General features: G+C 43.9%; 13 protein-coding genes and 1 pseudogene. 3 read left to right on the forward strand and 11 right to left on the reverse strand.

Features of this window, described 5'->3' with window-relative positions:
- Nucleotides 1-35: 35 nt before the first annotated feature.
- Both BLW31_RS00750 and BLW31_RS00755 read left to right on the forward strand, forming a co-directional pair.
- Entirely contained in the window at nucleotides 36-1,520 is a 1,485-nt protein-coding gene (locus BLW31_RS00750) for a complex I subunit 4 family protein (protein WP_010536650.1), read from the forward strand.
- A gap of 37 nt (nucleotides 1,521-1,557) precedes the next feature.
- The gene (locus BLW31_RS00755) at nucleotides 1,558-3,000 is read left to right on the forward strand and encodes an NADH-quinone oxidoreductase subunit N (RefSeq protein WP_022300932.1); all 1,443 of its coding nucleotides are present in this window, start codon (nucleotides 1,558-1,560) and stop codon (nucleotides 2,998-3,000) included.
- Between the two features lie 80 nt (nucleotides 3,001-3,080).
- Here BLW31_RS00755 and BLW31_RS00760 read toward each other — a convergent pair whose 3' ends face one another.
- The 7 genes from BLW31_RS00760 to BLW31_RS00790 form a co-directional block, all read right to left on the reverse strand.
- A complete protein-coding gene (locus BLW31_RS00760; protein ID WP_010536648.1) occupies nucleotides 3,081-5,879 on the reverse strand; it encodes a sensor histidine kinase in 2,799 nt (932 codons plus the stop codon).
- Nucleotides 5,880-6,071: 192 nt separating this feature from the next.
- The gene (locus BLW31_RS00765) at nucleotides 6,072-7,286 is read right to left on the reverse strand and encodes a beta-helix domain-containing protein (RefSeq protein WP_010536647.1); all 1,215 of its coding nucleotides are present in this window, start codon (nucleotides 7,284-7,286) and stop codon (nucleotides 6,072-6,074) included.
- A gap of 43 nt (nucleotides 7,287-7,329) precedes the next feature.
- Complete coding sequence (locus tag BLW31_RS00770; RefSeq protein WP_010536646.1) at nucleotides 7,330-10,044, reverse strand: TonB-dependent receptor; 2,715 nt, start codon at nucleotides 10,042-10,044, stop codon at nucleotides 7,330-7,332.
- 269 nt (nucleotides 10,045-10,313) lie between these two features.
- On the reverse strand, nucleotides 10,314-11,210 hold the full coding sequence (locus tag BLW31_RS00775; protein WP_010536645.1) for an AraC family transcriptional regulator: 897 nt from the start codon (nucleotides 11,208-11,210) through the stop codon (nucleotides 10,314-10,316).
- 53 nt (nucleotides 11,211-11,263) lie between these two features.
- Complete coding sequence (locus tag BLW31_RS00780; protein WP_010536644.1) at nucleotides 11,264-12,595, reverse strand: mechanosensitive ion channel family protein; 1,332 nt, start codon at nucleotides 12,593-12,595, stop codon at nucleotides 11,264-11,266.
- 56 nt (nucleotides 12,596-12,651) lie between these two features.
- The gene (locus BLW31_RS00785; RefSeq protein ID WP_010536643.1) at nucleotides 12,652-13,653 is read right to left on the reverse strand and encodes a DUF4435 domain-containing protein; all 1,002 of its coding nucleotides are present in this window, start codon (nucleotides 13,651-13,653) and stop codon (nucleotides 12,652-12,654) included.
- A 13-nt stretch (nucleotides 13,654-13,666) separates the two neighbouring features.
- Nucleotides 13,667-14,542: an AAA family ATPase gene (locus tag BLW31_RS00790; RefSeq protein WP_010536642.1), complete on the reverse strand. Its 876-nt coding sequence runs from the start codon at nucleotides 14,540-14,542 to the stop codon at nucleotides 13,667-13,669.
- Between the two features lie 106 nt (nucleotides 14,543-14,648).
- On the opposite strand from BLW31_RS00790, the gene BLW31_RS00795 reads away from it, so the two are divergent.
- Complete coding sequence (locus BLW31_RS00795; protein WP_010536641.1) at nucleotides 14,649-15,566, forward strand: DMT family transporter; 918 nt, start codon at nucleotides 14,649-14,651, stop codon at nucleotides 15,564-15,566.
- Nucleotides 15,567-15,641: 75 nt separating this feature from the next.
- Here BLW31_RS00795 and BLW31_RS00800 read toward each other — a convergent pair whose 3' ends face one another.
- The 4 genes and pseudogenes from BLW31_RS00800 to BLW31_RS25190 form a co-directional block, all read right to left on the reverse strand.
- Nucleotides 15,642-19,670, reverse strand: coding sequence for a glycoside hydrolase family 2 TIM barrel-domain containing protein (locus BLW31_RS00800; RefSeq protein ID WP_029425298.1), 4,029 nt, complete (start codon nucleotides 19,668-19,670; stop codon nucleotides 15,642-15,644).
- A gap of 97 nt (nucleotides 19,671-19,767) precedes the next feature.
- Nucleotides 19,768-20,862 (reverse strand): methylmalonyl Co-A mutase-associated GTPase MeaB, encoded by a 1,095-nt coding sequence (meaB, locus tag BLW31_RS00805; RefSeq protein WP_010536639.1) that lies wholly within the window; start codon nucleotides 20,860-20,862, stop codon nucleotides 19,768-19,770.
- 11 nt (nucleotides 20,863-20,873) lie between these two features.
- A complete protein-coding gene (locus BLW31_RS00810; RefSeq protein WP_010536638.1) occupies nucleotides 20,874-21,941 on the reverse strand; it encodes a DUF1573 domain-containing protein in 1,068 nt (355 codons plus the stop codon).
- Nucleotides 21,942-22,176: 235 nt separating this feature from the next.
- Nucleotides 22,177-24,516 (reverse strand): annotated as a pseudogene (locus tag BLW31_RS25190) (alpha-2-macroglobulin family protein); the annotation flags it as partial.
- Nucleotides 24,517-24,706: the final 190 nt, after the last annotated feature.

The raw sequence follows: 24,706 nt of genomic DNA on the forward strand, positions 1-24,706 counted from the left end.
GTAAATAGTAAATCTTTAATTAGTAAATCATAAAGATGAATTTTTTATCAATCTTCGTACTCATCCCCTTACTGATGCTTGCCGGACTTTGGGCAGCACGGGGCATAAAAGCAATCCGAGGGGTTATGGTTACCGGCGCATCGGCACTTCTGATAGCCTCCGTCGTTCTTACCTTCATGTATTTGGGAGAACGCAGTGCCGGAAACACGGCAGAAATGTTATTCCGTGCAGATACGGTTTGGTATGCTCCGCTCAACATCGCTTATTCGGTAGGTGTTGACGGAATTTCGGTAGCGATGTTATTATTGTCTGCCATTATTGTGTTCACAGGTACGTTCGCTTCCTGGCGTCTGCAACCTCTGACAAAAGAATATTTCCTCTGGTTCACCCTATTGTCTATGGGAGTATTCGGATTCTTTATATCAATCGACTTGTTTACCATGTTCATGTTCTACGAAATCGCGTTGATTCCTATGTACCTGCTAATCGGCGTATGGGGATCGGGACGGAAAGAATATGCAGCCATGAAACTGACACTTATGCTAATGGGTGGTTCCGCTTTCCTGCTGATCGGTATCCTCGGAATCTATTTCGGTTCGGGAGCTACTACCATGAACCTTCTGGAGATTGCACAGTTGCACAACATACCTTTTGCACAGCAATGCATCTGGTTCCCGCTGACCTTCCTTGGGTTTGGCGTATTGGGTGCTCTTTTCCCATTCCATACATGGAGTCCCGACGGTCATGCTTCCGCACCGACTGCCGTATCCATGCTTCATGCCGGAGTACTAATGAAACTGGGAGGTTACGGATGTTTCCGTATTGCCATGTATCTGATGCCGGAAGCAGCTAATGAACTTTCATGGATCTTCCTGATACTGACAGGTATCTCTGTTGTCTACGGAGCTTTCTCCGCTTGCGTACAGACAGACTTGAAATACATCAATGCTTACTCTTCCGTATCTCACTGCGGACTGGTACTTTTTGCCATTCTGATGCTGAATCAGACAGCCGCAACAGGAGCCATTCTTCAGATGCTTTCCCACGGATTGATGACAGCCTTGTTCTTCGCCCTGATCGGTATGATCTACGGACGTACGCATACCCGCGATGTCCGCGAACTTGCAGGGTTAATGAAAGTGATGCCGTTCCTCAGCGTTTGTTATGTGATTGCCGGTCTTGCCAATCTCGGTTTGCCGGGCTTAAGTGGATTCATTGCTGAAATGACCATCTTCGTCGGATCTTTCCAGAACAACGATGTATTCCACCGTACACTGACCATCATCGCTTGTTCATCCATTGTTATTACGGCAGTTTATATCCTGCGTCTGGTAGGCAAGATTCTGTACGGCACCTGCACTAACAAACATCATCTCGCATTGACAGATGCGACCTGGGATGAACGCGTAGCTGTTATTTGCCTCATCGTTTGTGTAGCCGGATTGGGTATGGCTCCTTTCTGGGTAAGCCACATGATTGGTGAAAGTGTACTCCCTGTGGTCTCACAACTCATCCCATAACCTTTAATTTTTAATCTTTAATTCTTAATTTATAAAGATGGATTATTCACAATTTCTACATATGCGGGAAGAGCTGTCGCTCATAGCAGTTTTACTACTGCTATTCCTTGCCGATCTCTTCATGAGCCCGGACGCACACAAGCAAAAAGGAACGACACCTGTCTTAAACACCATGCTGCCTGTTATCCTGATGGCAATCCATACAGCGATCAATCTGGTTCCCGGGACAACTGCCGATATTTTTGGCGGCATGTATCACTATGTGCCCATGCATACGGTTGTCAAATCAATACTGAATATAGGTACACTGATCGTTTTCCTGATGGCACACGAATGGATGAAACGCGATGATACTTCATTCAAACAAGGCGAGTTCTATGTACTTATACTCTCTACCTTGTTCGGTATGTATCTTATGATTTCCGCAGGACACTTCCTGATGTTCTTTATCGGACTGGAAACAGCCTCCATCCCTATGGCAGCATTAATTGCTTTCGACAAGTATCGTCACAACTCTGCTGAAGCCGGTGCCAAGTACATCCTTACCGCCCTCTTCTCCAGTGCACTGTTGCTCTTTGGTCTTTCTATGATTTACGGTTCCGCAGGAACACTCTATTTCGAAGACCTTCCTGCACATATCGACGGAAATCCGTTGCAAATCATGGCATTTGTATTCTTCTTTACCGGTATGGCGTTTAAACTTTCTCTGGTCCCGTTCCATTTATGGACGGCAGACGTTTACGAAGGCGCACCAAGTGCAGTTACTGCCTACCTGAGTGTCATTTCTAAAGGTTCGGCAGCATTTGTGCTGATGGCTATCCTGATCAAAGTATTCGCACCGATGATACATGACTGGCAGGAAGTGCTTTACTGGGTGACTATCGCCTCTATCACCATTGCCAACATATTCGCTATCCGTCAGCAGAACTTAAAACGACTGATGGCGTTCTCCAGTATTTCACAGGCAGGATATATCATGCTGGGTATCATCGGAGGAACAGCACAGGGAATGACTGCTTTGGTATATTACGTACTTGTATATGCTGCTGCCAATCTCGGCGTATTCGCTGTGATTACCATCGTAGCGTTACGTAGTCAGAAGTTTACACTCGAAGATTATGCAGGACTTTATAAGACGAACCCGAAAATGGCTTTCCTAATGACTATTTCCCTGTTCTCGTTGGCAGGTATCCCGCCGTTTGCAGGATTCTTCTCAAAGTTCTTCATTTTTATGGCAGCTTTCGAGGCAGGTTTCCATCTGCTGGTATTCATAGCATTAGCCAACACTGTAATTTCATTATATTACTATCTGTTGATCGTAAAAGCAATGTATATCACGCCTTCCGATCATCCGATTCCAACTTTCCGCAGCGACCGCTGCACGAAGTGGGGACTGGCACTCTGCACACTGGGTATTATCGGACTGGGTATCGCAAGCATCGTATATCAGTCTATCGATAAACTATCATTCGGAATATAAGAAACCGACTCTCTATAAAAGTAACGGTCTTGATGAGGAAATCTCATCAAGACCGTTACTTTTATAGCATTCTTACTTATCTATTTTTCTGAAACCACCACGAAACAAGGAAGACGGAACCAAAAACGCGAACCTTTTCCCGGCTCGGATTCCACTCCTATTTGCCCACCCATTTGTTCCACAATACTTTGACAGATAGAGAGACCTAAACCGGTACCATGCACAAATGAATTCAGCTTCACAAAACGTTCAAAAATATGTGACTGGCCTTCTTTGTCAATGCCAACTCCCGTATCTTGCACATAAAACTCCAGTTCTCCTCCCTCCTGTTGATAACCTACACGAATACTGCCTTCCGAAGTAAACTTAATCGCATTATTTACAAAATTGGAAATCACCTGATGCAGACGATTGCGGTCACTGATAATTCTACATTCCGCAAGATGCGGATCAAATACCAGTTCCACATTCTCCTTCACCTTCATCTGCATGGAACGGACAATATCTTCACAAAGCATATTCACATCTACATCTCCACTAGTGAATTCAAATGTACCTGCCTCGATCTTCGATAAGTCCAGTATATCCGAAATCAGTTGTAAAAGCAAGTCATTGTTCTCCTTGACAATCTGGATATATTCCCGCCGTTCCTCGATACTTTCCGTATCAACCAGCAAGTCTGAGAAACCAACAATCGCATTCAGTGGCGTACGGATTTCATGACTCATATTGGCAAGGAAAGCACTTTTCAGTCGATCCATCATCTGCGCCTTATCACGTGCCAGAATCAATTCTGCCTCCGTCTCTTTCAGCTCTGTAATATCATAATTGATCCCTATGATCTCTATTTCATTTTTCTCAGGCAGATAGGTAGTAACCACCACATTCATTCGTATCCAGTTCCACTCATCTTTATTACCCGGACGTTTCACCCTCATTTCTCCCTGGAAGTGTTTCCGGTTCCCTGTTCTTACTTCTTTATAAAAGTCAAGGATAGACTGACGATCATCCGGGTGCATATTGCGATAAACTCCCACAATATCAGCTAACGGAACATCTTCGTCCTCTCCCAAATTCTTGTACCATTGTTTAATGGCGTATCCTTTCCGATTCAAAAGATTCAGCTTCGCATATCCTACTTTCGCATAGTCTGATATCAGAAGGAAGAAATTCTCAAAATCATGGATACGATTCATTGCATCAATGCTTTCCGTATTATCAATACTAATCAGGATATACCCATTAAAGTTTCCTTCATTGTCATACAGTTTGCTAACTTTCGTATATATATCAATGGTACTGGAGCGATTAGGCTGGTAATATCCTTGTGCACGTTCAAAAGAATAGCTTAAACGGAAATCCACCAAGTCTTCATCCCGTACCCGGTCACGAATATCTTGCGGCACATTGGGATTATCAAAGAAATTGACTCCGATCACATCGCTCTTATCTGCCACAGCAAATATCTCCAGATCTTTATTGTTCAAGTCGATCAGATATCCATCTTTATCATAGATCTCCACCCCTGCCGGAATATTGGCAAAAATGCTTTTAAAGAGTTTCTCGCTACGGTCCAATGCCCGGTTCGCTTTTACAGCTTCCGTTGAATCCGTAAACAGACCGACTACTTCATCTTTCTCAGGCGAATAAAGAATCCAATGGCTATACAATCCTGTATTAGGAAAGTATTCATCTTTCTCCTTATATGAGTCACTTTCCAACACATCAACCAGGAAATCCAGTTTTGATGAAGGATCACGATATATCTCGGAGGCTAAAGCCCCCATATATTCTTGCAGCGGATTTCCAAAGAAACGGGTACTGATCTGGTTAGCATCCGTTATCCGGTAATCACAAGGCTGATTCTTTTCATCGCGAATGATAGACATACGTATATATCCCATCGGCATAAAGTGGAAAAGATTTTTCAGGAAAGACTGCTCCCGGGTTACACGGTCTTTGGCTTTACGCAGTTCGATGCAAATACTAATGATATTTCCCAATGAAGAGAACCACTGAAAATCTTCATTACTCCATTCATGATAAGTATCTACCAGATCAATACCCATGTATCCCCACACGTGATCGCCCGCCATCAGAGGAGTGACCATCAATGAGGTGATACCTTGAACGACAAGTATCTGATATTCATCCACCGCCTCTTCCGGCAACTGCTTCAATGAGTGCAGTACAATAGGTTTGCCGGATAAGATTTGCTGGCTCCACCACTTCGATTCATCAGTAGGTATACATTGCAGACTATCTTTCTCTGCCGAAACACCTTCGGAAACAACTTCATAGATACAACTATGATGAGTCTGTGTTTTATCATACTCAAAGATATAAACACGCCCCCTGCCATGATAAATATTCAGTATATCTTTTAGGATATCCGAGATACAAGATTCTATCTCATCATCCCGAAGAAAACGAAGCAGAGATTGCGAAATAAAACCTTGACGACGAAGCAGATCATTCACACGCCGCAAAGCGTTTCGCTGTTCCTCTTCTTTGGGAGCCTCCACCCGTTGAATCACTCCGAAAGACCGGTCTCCGCCATTGTCTCCCGTACCGGCTTCACGAAAAGCCAGGCGGGTATGCAACCAGACTTCACCATATTTTGAATGAATGGGAAAGGTTTGTTCGTAAAAGTCTTTATGAATAGATGAGTTTGCGCGAAACTCCTGAAAGATTTGATCACGATAATCCTCACGCACCATATTTATAAATTCTGCTGCTGAAATAGTATCACCTTCCAATCCTAACAGGTCGCAAAGAAAATCAGAACATAAGTAATATCCTGCCGATATATCTGCTTCCCACCATCCTACTTGGGCTAGAGAAGCCATTTTTCGGTATCGTTCGTTGTCTGTTTGCATATTTTATGTCTTGTACAGTAATGAAAGAACAAATATACGAAATAGTATCAGGCAAATCATATAAAACCTGAAATAATTGCTATTAAAAAGAAAGAGGTTAAATAAGAAAAGATAAATGCGGCAAGGGAGGACATTACAGTCACCTGCAAAGCCTCCCTTGAACTCTATAAAAACGGATTTCGAATTTGTATATTAGAATGAAGATAAATTAGATCCTGTCCAGCCGAACAAAGAAGCATCCGCACCGGTATTGTTTTCAGATTCAACCAATGTGTTCAAGTCACCATTCAGCTTATTACCTCCTGTGATGCTCAGCGTATTAGTAATATTAATACTGGAATTGGCGTCACCCGCACCTTTACTGTCCTTCATATCGATCAAATCGATTGTTCCGCCTGTACCTTTCACTAATGCATTCTTGATAGTAGCTTTCGCACCGCGACGTACTTTAATCACATCTTGCATACGGTCTACGTTATCTGTGGTATTGGCAGCATTGTTTACGATCGTCATGTTTTCTACTATAAAGTCAGACTGACGCAAATGATCCGGATACAGACCATCCATATTACCGTCAGCTTCGATACCGCGCGGATCGGCTTCCGTACTTGTATAGTCTCTTTCCCAAACGCCATAACAGTTCTTCAATGTACCACAATAACCTTGTGTAAAGTCGAACATATCGTCATCCGGATTAACAGCCAACAAGTTAGTTACGTTCACCGTACCACCAAAGAATTCGATTGCATCGTCAGCACTTTCCAACACATAGATATTTTCTATTTTTGTTCCGTTACCAACACCGTTCAAGGTCAGTCCGTTATGTTCGATATCCGCAGTAGAGCGGGCACCTGCATAGCAGATTTTCACGTAAGTCAATGAACCGGAGCAATCATTGTCTACATTACCGCCGTATTTATAGTCATTGTTGATTTCAGTCAATGCTGTATCACTCTTATCGGCCTTCGAACCGGAAATAGGAGCTTTACCATTGATGATTACTCCACCCCAATATCCGGACACCGGACTTGTTGTATTTGCCGTAAAGACGATTGGTTTATCCGCCGTACCATCGGCATAGAGTTTACCTCCCTGTGCAACCAACAGATAACTGCTGAAACCTTCACGTGCCTTGATGGTAGTTCCGGCAGGAATATTCAAACGACCTCCGTCAGCAATGATGACTGTTCCGTTCAGAATGTATTCTTTCGCATCCAATGTCTGTTCACCGGTCAGTGTTCCGGACAGAATATTTTCGCCTACCACGATAGAGCTACCTGTTCCTTCACCATTTCCACCGTTTCCATTTCCATTACCATCTCCGTCACTATCACTACTACATGCAGTGAATGTCAGTGCAGTTGCCATAGCGGCAAACGTCATCAAGTTTACAAACAATCTTTTCATTTTACTTTAATAATTAGTTAATAATCTTATTTCATGATCCGGTTTAAAATGTGCACGACACTCCCAGACTGATATTTATTCCTTTTTTGTAATCGCTAAGTACCACTTCTTCTCCACTTTCATTAGCCTTGCGACTCAACTTATACGATGGGTTCAGAAGGTTACGGGCTTTCAGTGTAAGTGAGATATACTTATTCAGTTTGACCTGCGAGACGAAGTCAAGTGTCATGATTTCCTGTTCCATGATATCCTGATAGCCTTGCGTACCGATGGTATAAATTTTATCGCTGACATAGTTGAGCACCAATGTATTGATGAAACTATGATCTCCTTTTGTGTAGTTATGAGATAAGTCAAAATTAGCAATCCAGGGGGCGGCACCTTCCAGTTGCGACCCGGTGGTAACGGTTGCCAAAGGCATTTTCGCATTCGTATAGATATACGATCCGTTCAAACCGAAAGAGAGTTTATTCATTCCGTTTGCCGCACTGCTTACCGGGCGGACAAACAGGTTTTTGCGTACCTCCACTTCCACTCCGGCTACCGTTGCCTTATCTGCTATGTTCTCATAAGAAAGATATCCTCCGGCACTTGCTACCTCAATGCGTGAGATCGGATTCTTGATGAGTTTATAAAAGGCTGTCAGAGAAATCAGTTCAGTCGGAGTAGGATTAAAGTCCCATTTCAAATCGACGTTATAGTTGTCCGAGGGCTTCAGGTTCGCATTACCCTGACTGTTAAAGTTCACTCCTACGTAACGATAAGGAGAAATTTCCTTAGGTTGCGGCAACGTATAAGTTTTACTTGCACCCAAACGTAAGGAGTGCTTCTCACTCAGATTGTATTTCAAATTCAAACTTGGAAGAAAAAAGTCCTTTTGAATCGTGTTGTTCCCTTCCGAACCACCTTTATTCACATTATAGTCTACCTGAATATCTACATTATCATATTTCATTCCTACATTTACAATCCACCGGGGAGTAAACTGGTAAGTAGCTTCCGCATAAGCGGAATGAATATTTTTCGTGACCGAATACTTATCGATGTTCTTCTGAACGGCAAACCATCCGGAAGAAAGATTCGTCTGATTATAATAGTCGTCGAGCGAAAAATTGTCGAGTGAAGGAATGGAAGAAGCGTGTCCCACAGTCAGATTGTATTCAGTCGCTTTAAAATTATCATCAACAAACCGACCCGCATAGCCAAGACGTATTTGAGAGATTTCTTCTACATTATCTTTCAGACGATAAACAAGTCCTGCCTTTACATTGATGTCATCTTCATCCAAAGTGGAGAAGTACCGTTGTTGGGAGTTACCTCTAAGTAAGGTGTAGCCTTCTTCTGCCTTTGTTATATTGTTGATCCGGCGGTCGGGTTCGTTTCCTTTCACAATATTATAAGAAGCACCGGCATCCAGACTCAATGTTTTGGTCAGTCCCCAGTTAGTCATCAGCTGGTTAACGATCAGCAAGTTGTCATTCGTTTGCTGGCGACGGGTAAATCCCTGATTATCATAATCATCACTAAAGATCGAGTTTTTACCGGTATAGTCACCCACAGATTGCACATTGGCATGAATCATCATAAAATTGTAACTCACATGATGACGGTTCTGCATATCATAATCCACATTGGCCAGTGCCAGCTGACTGATATTCTCGGTATACTTCTTGCCCGTCATATCTTTGTACACCGTACCACTTGTCGTTGTATTACGAATTGTTTCATCCGTATATTGATAATCTGTCGTATGTCCGGCAGTCAGGAAGAAAGAGAGCGGATTTTTGTCTTTTCCCACATAAAACCGCTTTCCACCGGAGATGCTGTAACTTCGGTTCATCTGGAAGCTCTGACTGGAAGGGTTCAGTTTATTCTTGAATCCCCAGCTATTTTCATCGGCAGGTTCTGTTGTATTGGCAAAACCCAGAAAATTGACTCCGTCGAGTTTCAGAAAGTCGGCTGTCACTGTCTGAGTGTTCAGTCCACCGGAAATACCGATATTCAGGTTTCCGCTACCGATCAGTTCTTTGGAAACAATGTCGATCGTCGCACCGCCCACATCACTGATACCTCCGGCATTAAATGCCTTATTAACGCCAACAGACTGAATAATATCCGTACCGAAGAAGTCGAGAGAGATATTCTTATATTCCGGATCTTCCGAAGGAACAGAAAATCCGTTAAAGGTAGTCGCGTTATAGCGGTCGCCCAGTCCACGGACAAAGACATTCTTGACTCCATCCTGTTTAGAAACCCCCGCCACTTTGGTTACAGCGCCCTCCGCATCGGAAACACCTTTGCGGGAAAGCTCCTTGACGCTGACAGCCTGCACGGCAATGACTGCTTTTTGTTGTTCGAGCAACAACATATTCTCATTCTCGCGATTCTTCTTTGCTACCACCACTACATCCGAGAGTTCATGTGTATCCGTCTCCAATTCCAAATCCAAAATCACCAGTTTCCCGTTCTCCACACGAACTTTGCGGCGTACTTCCGTCTTGTATCCTATATATTTTATTTCAACATCATACATACCTTCCAACACACCGGTACTGTTCAACTCAAAATTACCGTCCATATCGGTCACAGCTCCGGCAGGAGTTCCCACCAATCGTATCGTTGCTCCAATCAAAGGTTCTTTGGAGAGCTTGTCTTTCACCGCACCTTTAATCTTGATATTGGCAGCCAATGCAGGAAGAACACACAACAAACAAAAAAAGGCTGCAACAGAAAATCTAAAAAGAAATAGTTTTTTCATCGAACTTCGCTCTACGTTTTTAATTACGTCGGCAAAGGTAGAAGGAGGAGGTTACAATACGAATACGAATCAGATACAATGGTTTGAAATAGCCGTTTCAGGTTTATTACGCCATATTACAAACTTGTTATCAACGATTTACAACACAGCTTTAATCCGCTTCTCAGTAAGATTTAATCTGCATAACGGATAATAGATTTTAGTACCCCGAAGAATAAATCTCAGGGAACAGGACTCTAAACTATTATAATAGGGTGGATACAGAAAAGCTAGATCAGTTTCTTTTTCTTCCGGTAGTTCTCGCGAAACTCTTTAGGAGAACAATCTTTTTTCTTCTTAAAGATACGATTAAAATTAGAAAGGTTATTGAACCCGCACTCATAACAGATTTCTGCGATAGACATCGTAGAATCTACCAGCAACCGCGAAGCAAAACCCAACCGGATATCAATGATATAGTCGGAAAGGTTTTTCCCCGTGCGCAATTTAAAGAAGCGGCTGAACGACACATCAGTCATTCCGACCATACCAGCCAACTGCCCCAATCGAATTTCTTCCTGATAGTGAAGATTGATATACTCCTGCACCTTTTGTACACGACGACTATCGGAATGGACATCAATCTTAGCAAAAGAAGAACTGGATAATGTCCGGGCTTCTTCCTCAAAGAGAGAGAGCTCATAGAGAATCGTCATAAATTTGATAACTGCATAGAATCCTTGCTTTTCAGAAGCAAGCGTATCCAGCATGGGATAGATCTTGAGTATAGCAGACATCGGAAAACAGAGTCCTTTCTGAGCCTTATCCAGCATCCGGCGAATAGAGTCGAACTGGTTTTTATTGATAAAGCTCTTAAAGAACAGGTCTGAAGAGAATTGAATAGTGATCTCTCGTATCTCTTTGGAACGACATTCATTTTGTTCCCATACATGTTCCAGATCTTTGCCTGTGATCAGAACCAGATCATAATCTCCTATCACTTCAGAGGAATCTCCCACAACACGTCTTACTCCCGCAGCCTTCTCTGTAAAGTTCAGTTCAAATTCAGAATGATTATGAATCGGATAAGTAAATTCCGTTTTATAACGTTCTGCAATATAGAAACAGTCTTTGTCAGACAAAGGTGTAATCTCACGGATAATCTGGTTGGGTATAGGTGTATTCATAATCAATTATAGTTAACAGTATGTATCGTTTATATAATATGCTATCTTTTGAATCAATGTTCTATCTTCACTCCTATCCGACGCAGGTCTTCACCTGAAGGATTTTGGAAGACTCGCAGACCGAACTCCGGAATGATGGCCAGCACATGATCGAACACGTCTGCCTGTATGCCCTCATACGCCACCCAAACTTTGTTGGCAGAGAAGAAATAAAGTTCCAATGGAATACCTGTCTCTGTAGGCTGAAGTTGACGTACCATGCAAGTCATTTCCTGATTAACGGTAGGCAAACTCCGCAAATAATTTGTCAGATAGGCACGGAAAACTCCCAGATTGGTCTGTCTTCGTCCGTTCACTAACACGGAATTGTCAATATCATGTTCCTTATTATATTCTTCTACTACCCTCTCCGTCTCCTCTACATAATCTGTCAATAACTGTATCTTACGATATTTCTCCAGCATTTCCGGAGTGCAGAAGCGTACACTCGTCATATCAATATTAATGGAACGCTTCACTCGACGTCCACCGGATTCCTGCATCCCTTGCCAATTCTGGAAAGAATCGCTTATCAGGAGGTAAGGAGGAATAGTCGTTATCGTATTATCAAAATTACGTACCTTTACAGTATTCAGGGTAACCTCTATCACAGTACCGTCCGCCCCATATTTTGGCATAGTAATCCAATCGCCCACTTTCAGCATATTGTTGGCAGAAAGCTGGATACCGGACACAAATCCCATGATACTGTCTTTGAATACCAACATCAGGATAGCGGCAGATGCTCCTAATCCGGTCAGTAAGACCATCGGACTCTGATTGATCAAAATACTGATAATAATGATAGCTCCTATAAAGAAAAGAATCACTTGTGCCGTTTGCAAAAGTCCTTTCAACGGTTTGTCCCTATACTGCTCCCGCTCACTGTATACTTGATAGACAGCCGTAAACAAAGCACTGATAAAACGAAGAAAAACAGCAATGATATATATCAGGCAGAGACGGCGCAGGAAATCAAGTAAATCAGAATCCGCATGCTCGGGGAATGCGATAGGAATGGCAATATAAATCAAGATAGGTGCCACCATCCGGCTGACATTCACCATCACTTTATGGTTGAATACAATATCGTCCCAAGTAGCTTTAGTCTGCTTCACCAACTTGGCCACTACCCGCAGAATAATTTTTCGACAGATCAGATTAGCCAATAAAGCAATTCCTATAATGAATAGCAATACGATCAGATTATCTATTTTGTCCGCCCAGACCTCATCCACTCCTGCCGAGACCAACGTACGGTTAACCTCCTGCATCACAGCGTTCCCTACATTTTCCGTTTCTCCATTTGCTAACGCCACACTCACCGTATCAATCACTTCTTTCATAAAATAGTTCCTCTTTTAGTTTACTGTCCTTTATTTCTTTATTTATTCCCTTCGGTTTATTTTTCCTTTGCCAGATATTCCTGAATATCCTGCCTCAGCCAATCGTAGTGGAAGAGTCGCTTATAAGCAACATTCTTCTTCAACATAATCTCCACATTCACCTGGCTATTCTGATAACAAGTCAGTTCATTCCTGAATTGTTCATTATGCTCTGCCAGTCGTTTGATTTCCTGTTCCCGTTCCCTGCGTAAGGCGGTACAGACAGGAATCAAGAGTTTCATTACCACATTATCCATCACATGATGCCCCTGCATATACAGATAGGTAGTTTCCGGAACAAGCCCCAGCTCCTTCAATTCCGACCGCAATGCGTTGACTTGACCGACAGAACCGGGGAAACGTGCCTTTAGCTCAGAGAGTTTCTGATTGACACGATGTTGCAGTGCTTCCAGACTGTGTTCCGGATGTTTAAGACTAATCTCACGCAAAGCTGTATAAGTATGGAAATCGTACATCGGAAAAGTATAAGTATCCCGTTGGCGATAGAACCACACGTTCCATAAGAAAAGCGGATATACGATTTCGGAGTATCGCTTCAGATAAGCGTTGAAATCCAAAATAAAACGATCGTTCAATGTAGCCTGTACACATACTTCGTGAAGGCTTTCGGCAAAGCAGTGATAGTTCTCAATGGCGTATGTATAGGTCTGGAAGATATATCTGTTCCGGTTGATTTTACGGGAAGTATTCGTAGCCCCCTGCAACAGGAAATCATAATCACTGTCTACGCAGGCAATCAGGCTTCTTCCAAGTTCGGCAGTATTCAGCGTGTTCATAAGCACCATCTTCTTACCTTTCGCCAACGAAGTAGCCGAAGGGAGCATCACTTGAAAATAATGCTCGTCATTTTCAAATTCTTCGAGTAATGTGCGCCAAAAGGCAACATCATCGTAGCTCTCTACATAAGCAATGATGCGCCGGCGTGCCTTTTTTGAATATAGCTTGTGAGCAGCATTGAAGTAAGAAGAAGTCAGATTATCGCGTAGTGAAGTTGCCATGTATAGATCGTTATTAACAATTAATAGTCGGGTGGATTTTAAACCCATCCGCTTCCGTAGAAATATCGCTCACCTCTGTCACTGCATCCAGCCAGCCTTCCATGATAACGGCAGGCGAATGGGTGGTCAGAATGATTTGTACGTTGGGATTCAGTTCCCGGATCATTGAAATCAATTTCTGTTGCCACTCAATATGCAGAGAGGCCTCCGGCTCATCCATAAAAAGAACACAATGGCTGTTGTCCTGCACAAGTACCGTTAGTAGAATCACCAGCATTTGCTTTTCACCGGACGAGAGTTTATATGGAAACAGCAGTTCTCCATCCTGATAAAAGGCTATATCATTCCGACGGCGATCTATCTTTTTACGGGTGTAACTGAAAAGTTCGTCAATCATATCCTGAAAGCGACGCTTGGCAAGGGACAGAGTAGCCGCTTTATTGCGCTGTTCTTCGTCATTGCTGGAAAGCATCTCAATCATCTTATTACCGATATTAACCTGATAATCAAGATAGCGGCGTTGCAACAGATATAGTTGCCAGTCCAGTTCGGACTTCACATTCTTATCTGCCATGCGTGCCGTAAAGTCACCCATAATCAAAGGACGGTCGTAGCTACGAATCACATCGTAAGGGATGTAAGTCGCTTCGGGATTATCAAAGAAAAGGTGTACCCCGTTCTTCGCATCGCTCTTCATTTCACCGGAGAGTTGTATATCGCCCGAAAGCTGTTCGAGGTATCCCACCGAACGGTTCAGAATAGTCGTCTTTCCCACTCCGTTGATGCCGGAAAGAATATTCACATCCGGGCGTAAATCCCATCTTATATTAAAGCGGCCCCAGAGTCCGTTGATCTCGATCCGCTGGATATAGTCTGCCTGTTGTTCCATAATATTCAATTTTAATCAAGGCAAATATAAACAAATCATGCGACAAATTAGTTACCTTTGCAGCAGTTTTCAATAAAGGTAACAATTAAAAGGTATACACGAACTTATGGGTAATAATAAGAACCCGCACGGCCATCTGTTTGCACTAACTGCAAACGTAATGTGGGGATTAATGTCTCCTATCGGAAAATCGGCACTTCAGGAGTTTTCTGCAATCTCCGTCACTACCTTTCGTATGGTAGGAGCTGCAGCTGCATTTTGGATACTTTCCATCTTTTGCAAGCAGGAACATGTGGATCATCGTGATATGCTTAAGATTTTCTTTGCTTCCTTGTTTGCACTGGTTTTCAATCAAGGAGTATTTATCTTCGGACTTTCCATGACTTCACCTATCGACGCATCTATCGTAACAACGACCCTGCCGATAGTGACCATGGTCGTAGCTGCTATCTATCTGAAAGAACCGATTACGAATAAGAAAGTGCTGGGTATTTTCGTCGGTGCCATGGGAGCGCTGATTCTTATTATCAGCAGTCAGGCGGCAAGCAGCGGCAACGGAAGTCTGATTGGTGACCTGCTCTGTCTGGTTGCGCAAATCAGTTTCTCTATCTACTTAACGGTATTCAAAGGTCTGTCACAACGATATTCGACAGTGACTATTAATAAATGGATGTTTATCTACGCTTCGATATGCTATATTCCTTTCTCCTACTATGATATTTCAACTATTCAATGGGCTGCTATTCCAACGATTGCCATTGTGCAGGTACTGTATGTCGTATTGGGAGGAAGTTTCCTGGCTTATCTCTGCATCATGACAGCTCAGAGGCTACTTCGCCCGACAGTAGTAAGTATGTATAATTATATGCAGCCGATTGTGGCTTCGATTGCAGCGATTATCATGGGAATCGGGAGCTTCGGCTGGGAAAAGGGAATTGCCATTACGCTCGTGTTTTTGGGTGTGTATATTGTGACACAGAGTAAGTCTAAGGCGGATTTTGAGAAAGCGGGAAAGGAGCTGTAGGAGTTCCCTAATTCCGATTAAAATAAAGAGACTGACTAAAAAGTCAGTCTCTTTCTGCTATATATTCAATAATTCCTAGTTAGCCAGAATCGTTATCTCAGCACCGGATGCAAAATCCTGTCCGTTCTGTTCACTTAAAGCTGTAAAACGGATATAGCGTGCTTTCACCGGTTTGTCAAACAAGACTCTCTTTTCTTTGGAGTCCCTTGCGAACGTTCCTTTATTAACAGGTTCTCCCCACTCTTTACCATCCATGCTGACCTGAATAGAGTAATCTTTGATATTACCGTTACCGCCATTCTGACGTGGCAAGTAAGTGAATCCTTTGATTTCTTTCACTTCACCGGCATCCAAATCTACCCAATGCGGATATTTGGCTACTGTCACAGAATACATGGTATGCCAAATGGTATTCGGATCGCCGTCAGTCAGATGAGAAGCATCACCTTCACCCGATTCCTGACTACTGGCGTACACAACTTGCGTCTGAATGCTTTCTATTTTCTCAAACTTCATTGTGCTGCTGATATCCTTACTATCCTTATACCATGCCTTGATCGTACCTCCGTTACGCATAGGGACAGGTTCTGTGTATTCCTGCACTTTCTTACTTCCGTCAATGCTATAACAAATGACAGCATCTTTCTTTGCCGAAGTCAATTCGACCATTCCGGCAGGAGTGCGGGTGATAGACAGAGGAAGATCTCCCGCAGGGGCAACATTGGCAACAACACTCAGTTCCTTACCGGCAGGACGAATGATGAAGCCCATACTGTGCTGGTTGGCAAACACACGGTCGTGTACGAGAGGACCTCCCTGACCACAACTATTACCACCCAAACCGGTCACTGCACAATCCAAATGCAGATAGGTATCGCCTGCCTTCGGCAACTGATAAGGATGGGAAGCCAGAATCAGATCGAGAGCCGAGTACTGAAGTGCCGAAGCCGAAAGACGGTCGGTAGCTACGAAGACAGCTCCATTGCCTGCCTGATTGGTCAACGCACACCAGCGAACATCTTCGTGATTGCCCATATCCTGAGGTTTCGGGAAGTTCACGAACTCACCTGCTACGGTATTCGTATACTGTTCGATAAACTGTCCGCTCTTACGGTCGGCATAGTTATCTACCGGTCCGCGTCCATAGTAAGTGAAGTTACTGTATTGTTGGGGAACTTTCATCACATAGCCCAAACGCGGCAGCACCAAACTTGAACGATTAGAAGTAATGCTGGACTGCAATTCGATAGAACCGTCCGGATATACTGTCCATATCTGGTTAGTGATAAATTTAAAGTCATTGCTACCGAATTTTCTGTCGGTCAGTTCTTCGATGCTATTCTTACCGGAGCTTGTACCGCCCTTAATACGTGCGGCATTCGGTGCCTGAGATTCTACCGTAAAGCTCAAGACCAAAGTTCCATTGCCTTTATTCAGCACTTTATATTCAGTTGCTTTATGAATCAGATTGTGCAAACCATGTTCGAACCAGGGAGCATAGAACCAGTTATCATTGTTTGTAAAAGCACGGAGAGCATCGAGCTTCGGACCGTTGCCATCGGAGATAACTGTCTCGTTGCCATACTTCAGACTGTAGATACTTCCGGTTTGCGGATCAAATATGGCTTCAAAGTCAGCTCCTTTTATAAAGATACGCTTCGTATCCTTGTCCAGCACGAATCCATCCAGTTTTCCTGCACCGGCTGCCACCTCACGGATGGATGGGCGGTCTGTAGCCTCCTTCAACAAAATCTGTTCCTCTGCCATCGGGAAGCCTTTGGCAGCCCAGGGTCTTTGACCTTTCAATATGAATTGGACTTTTACAAAGTACTCTGCATCTTTTTTAAGAGAGGCATAATTATAAGGAAGCGTAATCTGCATGCGCTGCCGTGGAGCTACGTTAATATCCATCGGCTGACTTGTCTGTATCGCTTTACCATCTTCATAGAGTGACCACACCAACAAATAATCCTCTGCCAAATTCTTAAAGTAGTACTTATTGAAGATTTCGAATGCTCCTTTTTCAATATCCAACGCTTTCACTCCGATGTGCTGATATACCTTTTTCACTTCATAGTACTGAGGCTTCGGTTCAAGGTCACCAAACACGATGCCGTTCATTACAAACTGTCCATCATTGGGAGTATCACCAAAGTCGCCCCCATAAGCCAGATAACGAACACCTGTCTTCGGGTCATAATTGTACATAGACTGGTCTACCCAATCCCAGATAGCACCGCCACAGAAGAAATTGGTCGATTCCATCGCCTCCCAGTAATCAATCAGATTGCCGCAGGCATTCCCCATTGAGTGAGCATATTCGGATATATGGAACGGATACTTGATGTCATATTTCCCCTGAACGGCTCCGCGTACCCAGCCGATAGACGGATATTGGTTGGAGCCCATATCTACAATGTCATTATTACGTTCATATTGTACAGGGCGGGAAGCATCAAACTTCTTCAAAGCATCATAAGCAGCCACAAAGTTCTTCCCCGGTCCGGCTTCATTGCCCAACGACCAGATAACGATAGACGGATTGTTGACATTGGCACGCACCATTTCCATCACACGTGCTACGTGTGCATTTTTCCATTCTACCGGATGAGAGAGAGAAGCAGCACCATAATAATATTCATGAGATTCTATATTAGCCTCATCTTCCAGATAAATACCATATTTGTTGCACAGGAAATACCAATACGGATCATCCGGATAATGTGAATTACGTACATGATTGATGTTGGCGCGCTTCATCAACATAATCTCTTTTTCCATCATCTCACGGGTAATGGCATGCCCCACTCCCGGATTGGATTCGTGCCGGTTTACCCCTTTCAGTTTGACCGTCTTTCCATTCACATAATAATATCGTCCGGCAAGCCCGAATTCATCTTCGGAGGCAGGAGTATCTTTAATCTCCACCTTCCGGAAACCGACAATAGTGGAAACCATCTCAATTGTTTTGTTCTTCTTATCCTTCAATTCGGCTACCAATGTGTAGCGATAAGGAAACTCCGCCGACCATTTGTTGGGAGCTTTCACCTTAAGGACAGTCTGAACACTGCCTGTTTCATTCGGAGCGATTTTGTCGATAACAGGAGACAGGAATCCATCTACTAATGTATTCTCATCAGAGTAAAGTTTGTTAGCATATAAAGAATAATATACTTTGTAGTCTTTTATTGCTTTCTTACCCAGATTACGGATCTCAGCATTGACTGTCAAAGAACCGTCTGTATAAGTAGCATCCAGATCGGGGGTGGCAACCAAGTCACGGAAATGAACTTTAGGAACCGAATACAAGGCAACCGTGCGGAAGATACCCGGCAAACGGAACATATCCTGAGCTTCGAGGAAGGAACCGTCCGAACTACGGTATACTTCAGCAGCTACGGTATTCTTACCTTTCTGCAAATAGGGAGTGATATTGAAATCAGCGGTATTGCGTGAATTCTTGGAGAAGCCCACATATTGACCGTTAATCCACAGATAGAAGAAGGAATCGACACCATCGAAACTGATAAAGGTCTCACGTCCGTCCCAGTCCTGCGGAATTTCGAAATCACGGCGGAAGGAACCCACTTCATTCCGGTCCTTATAAGTGGTCCAGTTGGCAGGAGGGGTACGCATCACACCCCCACGCCAGTCGTCCACTTTCACGCTATGCTGAAAGATCACCGGTTGGTTGACGTAAATAGGGGTTCCATACTTCCGGCTTCCGTCTTTTTGAATGCCATAAATGTTCCAGCTAGAAGGTACGGGAATCACATCCCATGAAGTTACATCATAATTCGTCTCATAGAAATCTTTAGGGCGGGAGTCCGGATCGGGTGCCCAGTGAAACTTCCAGTCACCATTGAGTGACTGCCAGAACTGACTGTTCTCCGGTAATACCTTTCGGGCATTGTCCAGATGCTGGAACGGGAAGAAATAAGCATGCGGCTGTTCCTTGTTCAGCGCCAGATTTTCGGGAGATTCCCACTCTTTTCCTGTAGGGGCATTCACTGATCCATAAGCGAACCCCTCTAACGGTTGGTCTGCGAAGCTTTGTATTGACAAACTACAACACAAAAGCCCGGTTAATAAGGTTTTGTTCATCAGGTGTTAAAGTTAACAATTGGTTATTACTAATTAGGGTATATTTATCGGGGGTAAATGTTCGGTCGTTTTTTAATCCATCACTGTTTCCGGTTTATCATCGTTTTAATTCATCAAAATAGGTATCCAGCAGGCTCTTAGCAGCTGTAAACGAAGTAAGATTTCCCTGCAACACTTGTTGTTCCTTCTCCTGAAGCATCGCTTCAATCTGAGGATTGTGATAGAAACTATCACGGAGCTGTTCATTAATTGTCTCGTACATCCAGTACTTACTCTGCTCATTACGGCGATATCCAAAATAGCCGTTTTTCTTCACAAAGTCGATATATTCATACACCATGTCCCAGATTTCCTTCACGCCGATATTATAAAAACCGGAATAAGTCAATACTTTCGGAATCCATCCCGATTCGGGAGCCGGAAACAGATGCAGCGCATTGCGGAATTGACTGGCAGCCAGCTTGGCAGGTTCCAGATTATCTCCGTCGGCTTTGTTAATCACAATACCGTCCGCCATTTCCATGATCCCGCGTTTGATTCCCTGCAATTCATCTCCCGTACCTGCGAGTTGAATCAGCAAGAAGAAATCCACCATCGAATGAACCGCCGTTTCGCTTTGTCCTACTCCAACGGTTTCCACAAAGATTTTATCGAATCCGGCAGCTTCGCAAAGCACAATGGTTTCACGGGTCTTCCTTGCGACTCCTCCCAATGAACCCGCTGAGGGGCTGGGGCGGATAAATGAATTAGGATGTACGGAAAGCTGCTCCATACGTGTCTTGTCTCCCAATATACTGCCTTTACTGCGTTCACTGCTCGGGTCAATGGCCAATACCGCCAACTTGCCGCCTTTTTCGAGCACATGAAGGCCGAATACATCGATTGATGTACTTTTACCTGCACCGGGCACCCCACTGATACCTACCCGAATGGAATTGCCGGAATAAGGTAAACACTTCTCAATCACTTCCTGAGCGACAGCCTGATGTTCGGGCTTCACACTCTCCACCAATGTCACAGCCTGACTGAGAATAGTGACATCACCTTTCACAATACCTTCTACAAATTCCGCAACCGAAAGCTGACGCTTTTTAGGTTTACGTTTCAAATAAGGATTCACAGATGAGGGCTGTTCGATGCCTTTATTGACAACGAGTCCTTTATATTCTTCGTTATTTTCAGGATGTTCCATGGCAATAAGAGTTAGCGTTTGATATTTATTTCAACTTTCGGACGCAACGGGTCGTTTGTAATCATCAAGATACGTAAATGATGTTTCTTATTACCTACATCCCGCTTGTGGATTGTCACTTTCAACTTGGTCATTCCGTCCGGTGGAATGACCGTTTTTTTCAGTCTTACTCCTACAGAAGAGTTGAATACCTGTAGCTTGCTGATGACTAACGGGGTCTTGCCCGCATTAGCGATCAATATATCATGGCTGACTTTATTCTTCTTGATCAACGGAATACTCAGGTCAATATTCGTCTCCGAGATGTGGATGGAAGGAGCATTCAAAGAATCTTTCTCCGTCATACGCGAGAAATCGGGAAGAAGAATGGCTGAAACGGGTATCTCATTGTCTTCACTCACTTTATCACCGGAGAAACGGGACAGGTAGACAGAAGTCTGTGTCAGTCCGAAGTCTTGCAACTGGCTGGCATCCAGCGTCAGTTTAATCGTTCCTTTTTTACCTTTCAGCAGTACTTTAGGTTCCGCTTCCATCTTCAGATAAGGAGGTAAGTGCATCAATACCGGTTCGTAAGGGCGGTCGGAAAGGTTGGCAATGCTGAATGTCATAGACGGTTGCTGTCCACGATAAACATCGGGGAAAGAGAACTCGTCACGGTCAATGCGGATATTACCGATAGCATAAGGAAGAATCTTTGAATAATCTTTGATTTCCTGCACTACCTCACCGGTGAATTTCAGATAAACCAGATTCGGGGTGGCATTGCTATAGATACCTATTGACTTATCAAAACGCCCCAGTGCTTTCGCATCAAAAGAAGCTTTTACGGTTCCTTTGGCACCCGGAGCAATCGGTTCCTTTGTCCAGTCTGCTACAGCACAGGCACAGGAAGTAGTGACATTTGTCAGCACTAACGGCTCGTTTCCGGTATTGGTGATCGTATATTCCACTGTTACCGGCTTTTTCCATTCTATTTGTCCAAAGTTGTGCGTCTCCTTATTAGAAGAAATACGAGGTTGGGCAACAGCCGCCAAAGTGACAGTAAGCAGTGTAAATATCAATAGTAAAGTACGTTTCATGTGATATATTTTATTTTGGTCCACAAATGTAGGAGTTTTAGATGAGTTTTTCATCACAGATTACATAGATTAACACCGTTTGAGAAAATACTTTACCCGGTGACGGCTCCTGCAAGGCAGTATTCATCAACAAAAAGTTCCCCACCGATGAGGGAGGCCTTCATCGGTGGGGAACACCTTCTTCATCGGTGGGGAACGCCTTTCTCATCGGTGGACAAGAAATCCCCTCCCTGAACTATTTGATAATTATTGTCATTGAAGCAGAATGGGAAGCGTATTCCGGCGCATAGGCGCATTGCATCGTAGCCAAGCCGGTCTCATAGGTTCCTGCTCTGCTGATGCGATAGCCATACTCCAATACATACACTCCTTTGCCCAGATGGTCGAAGAAGAAGTTAGTGGAAGCATCTTTGATATCTACATAATAACCGATTCCATTACTCCAATTGTAACCGGATACACTGCCGATCGGTTCGAAGCAGGCTCCCCGCTGGTCTTTCAACTGTACAAAGTCCATCGGACGGTCTACACGAATGCTCAAACGGGAAACGATCTTATCGCCTACCTGAAGAACCGTCTTTTCAGTAACAGGTTGCAGTTGAGGGGCATTGTTCACCATACGTTCTACATAGAGTTGTTTTTGTACATTCAGCTCTCCTCCCTGTTGTCTCACATCGCTGACCGGTGATTCATATTCCGCATAAACAGCTCCCCACGCAATGCCCGGATTTCTCTTTTCGACTTCTATCTTACGAGCGTCTACCACATTCTTCTGTGTAAACGAACGTTTGATATAGCCTAACCCCGGCACAGTCGTCTTACTTGGAGAAACGGTCTCCAGTACCTCATCAGCAATAACAATACGCACATCTCCCTGATTATCGAGCAAGTTTACGCCTTTCATCAGTAAAGCATAGACAGCATCGGCAGTAGCTACCGGAGAATTCCACTGCTGCGTCTGTTTCTGCTTCAGCAGCCAAAGTTTCATTTCTTCTACAGTATCGTTATTTCCGCCTATCAATTCCAATGCTTCCATCACGTCTACATGAGCCTGCATCTTCATTCCACCCCAAGCGTACGGGTTTTCATTGAAAGCGAAGAACATTCCCTGTTCGGCTGTCTTCGTCAGATGCTCTTTCAAGGAAGCAACAAATTCCTGAGCTTCTTTCTTCCGTCCTGCTTTATCCAGAATAATGGCAGCTATCGCCTTCGTATCCATCGAAGCGGTCGTGAGCATTTCACCCACCTTGGAGAGATAATAAGTATAGGCAGATTTATTGGCAGCAGGGACTTGTTCACCCGAAATTGCGACCAGATACAGATATTGCAGGATACTTCCGGAAACACCTGTAAACTTCACACCATCTTTCTGTGCTTTGAGAATTTCTTTATACTCCTTCAAAGCTTCCTGATGGAGATAGGTAAAGGCATTTTTCTGTAAAGCAAGTGCTGCACCATCCAGTTTCCCACCGGTCATCATAGCAAGACGGGCGTTCAATTCGGCAATGTACGTAGTGACATAGCGGCTGCCGCTCATTCCTTTGTACCAGGACCATGCTCCGCTTGAATTCTGCAATTCCTGTAATCTTGTCAAAGCGGCAATGTTATTGCTACGGATATTATTCAGATCAAACAGAGTGGCGATGCGTTCTTTCTGCTGTTCTTCCGTTTGCGCTTCGAGCACCCATGGAGACTCAGACAACAGAATGTTCTTCACCTCCTGATTTTTTTGCAGGTTACTCAGGAAAGTTTCTTTATTGCCACCCTGAAGTTTCCAGCTATCGAATACAGCCTTGATGCGTGGCTGACTATTCATTATATAAGAAGCCAACGTATTTGCATAGTAGGCGGTAGCCCATGAAATAGCATTATTGTTTTCCGGGAGACTCAATGAAGGCAATGCTTGAATAGCATACCAGGCCGGATTTCCGGTAAACTCGACAGTCAGTTTACGGTCAGTCGCAGTTTTACTGTGATGATTGAACAGGCTGTCGAGAGAGAAAATACGTGTCTCTTCTCCACGGACAGGCATCGGAAGAGTTTCTACCAAATGCTCTTTGTTGCTAAGCACCGGAAGCAACTGCTGCTCACCATCACTGAATGTACCGCTGTCAGCAATCATCCGGCAGCCCAGTATCTCGTATTTATCACTCACGCTAAACATGAAGTTAACCCCTATTGTCTTTCCGGCTTCTACGGTAAACTTCTGTTTCTGTGTACTGATCACCTTTTCCGTCATCGGGTCAAAGAGAATCATGCTCACTGTACCGACCTGCAGCTTTCCGGTCATATTGGAAATAGAAGCAGCAATAGACGTCTTATCTCCGACACGAACAAAACGGGGAAGATTGGGAGTCAGCATAAATTCTTTGCTCGTAGTAGCTTCACCATCCAATGTACCCGTCAGCATTCCTTTCGTATGAGAATATCCGCGGAAGTTCCAACGGGTCAGACTCTCGGGCATAGTGAAAGAAAAGGAAACTTCTCCCTGCTCATTAGTACGGAGTTGCGGGTAGAAGAAAGCTGTTTCCGCCAAATTGGTACGCAAGTCGGCAGGGGCTTCAGGGAGGGTTTCCTCTTCAATATTTCCTGCCGCATCCATTGCAACTTCCATTGCAGCATTAGAAGCTACAGCTCCAACCATTTCCACTTTCCCTTTTGCAGCATATGTATTTGTACCTCTAATACGTATAGTCCTAGATGATGCTTGATCCATAGCATCACTAACAATTACCGGTACCCCTCCCAACTGGGCAGACAAGAAA

The organism is Bacteroides faecis MAJ27, from assembly GCF_900106755.1.
Lineage (GTDB): Bacteria > Bacteroidota > Bacteroidia > Bacteroidales > Bacteroidaceae > Bacteroides > Bacteroides faecis.

What these genes read in the sequence shown, in the direction of transcription:
- BLW31_RS00800 (WP_029425298.1), bottom strand. Translation starts at nt 19,670, where the DNA reads ATGAACAAAACCTTATTAACCGGGCTTTTGTGTTGTAGTTTGTCAATA.
- meaB (WP_010536639.1), bottom strand. Translation starts at nt 20,862, where the DNA reads ATGGAACATCCTGAAAATAACGAAGAATATAAAGGACTCGTTGTCAAT.
- BLW31_RS00780 (WP_010536644.1), bottom strand. Translation starts at nt 12,595, where the DNA reads ATGAAAGAAGTGATTGATACGGTGAGTGTGGCGTTAGCAAATGGAGAA.
- BLW31_RS00765 (WP_010536647.1), bottom strand. Translation starts at nt 7,286, where the DNA reads ATGAAAAGATTGTTTGTAAACTTGATGACGTTTGCCGCTATGGCAACT.
- BLW31_RS00785 (WP_010536643.1), bottom strand. Translation starts at nt 13,653, where the DNA reads ATGGCAACTTCACTACGCGATAATCTGACTTCTTCTTACTTCAATGCT.
- BLW31_RS00775 (WP_010536645.1), bottom strand. Translation starts at nt 11,210, where the DNA reads ATGAATACACCTATACCCAACCAGATTATCCGTGAGATTACACCTTTG.
- BLW31_RS00750 (WP_010536650.1), top strand. Translation starts at nt 36, where the DNA reads ATGAATTTTTTATCAATCTTCGTACTCATCCCCTTACTGATGCTTGCC.
- BLW31_RS00790 (WP_010536642.1), bottom strand. Translation starts at nt 14,542, where the DNA reads ATGGAACAACAGGCAGACTATATCCAGCGGATCGAGATCAACGGACTC.
- BLW31_RS00760 (WP_010536648.1), bottom strand. Translation starts at nt 5,879, where the DNA reads ATGCAAACAGACAACGAACGATACCGAAAAATGGCTTCTCTAGCCCAA.
- BLW31_RS00755 (WP_022300932.1), top strand. Translation starts at nt 1,558, where the DNA reads ATGGATTATTCACAATTTCTACATATGCGGGAAGAGCTGTCGCTCATA.
- BLW31_RS00810 (WP_010536638.1), bottom strand. Translation starts at nt 21,941, where the DNA reads ATGAAACGTACTTTACTATTGATATTTACACTGCTTACTGTCACTTTG.
- BLW31_RS00770 (WP_010536646.1), bottom strand. Translation starts at nt 10,044, where the DNA reads ATGAAAAAACTATTTCTTTTTAGATTTTCTGTTGCAGCCTTTTTTTGT.
- BLW31_RS00795 (WP_010536641.1), top strand. Translation starts at nt 14,649, where the DNA reads ATGGGTAATAATAAGAACCCGCACGGCCATCTGTTTGCACTAACTGCA.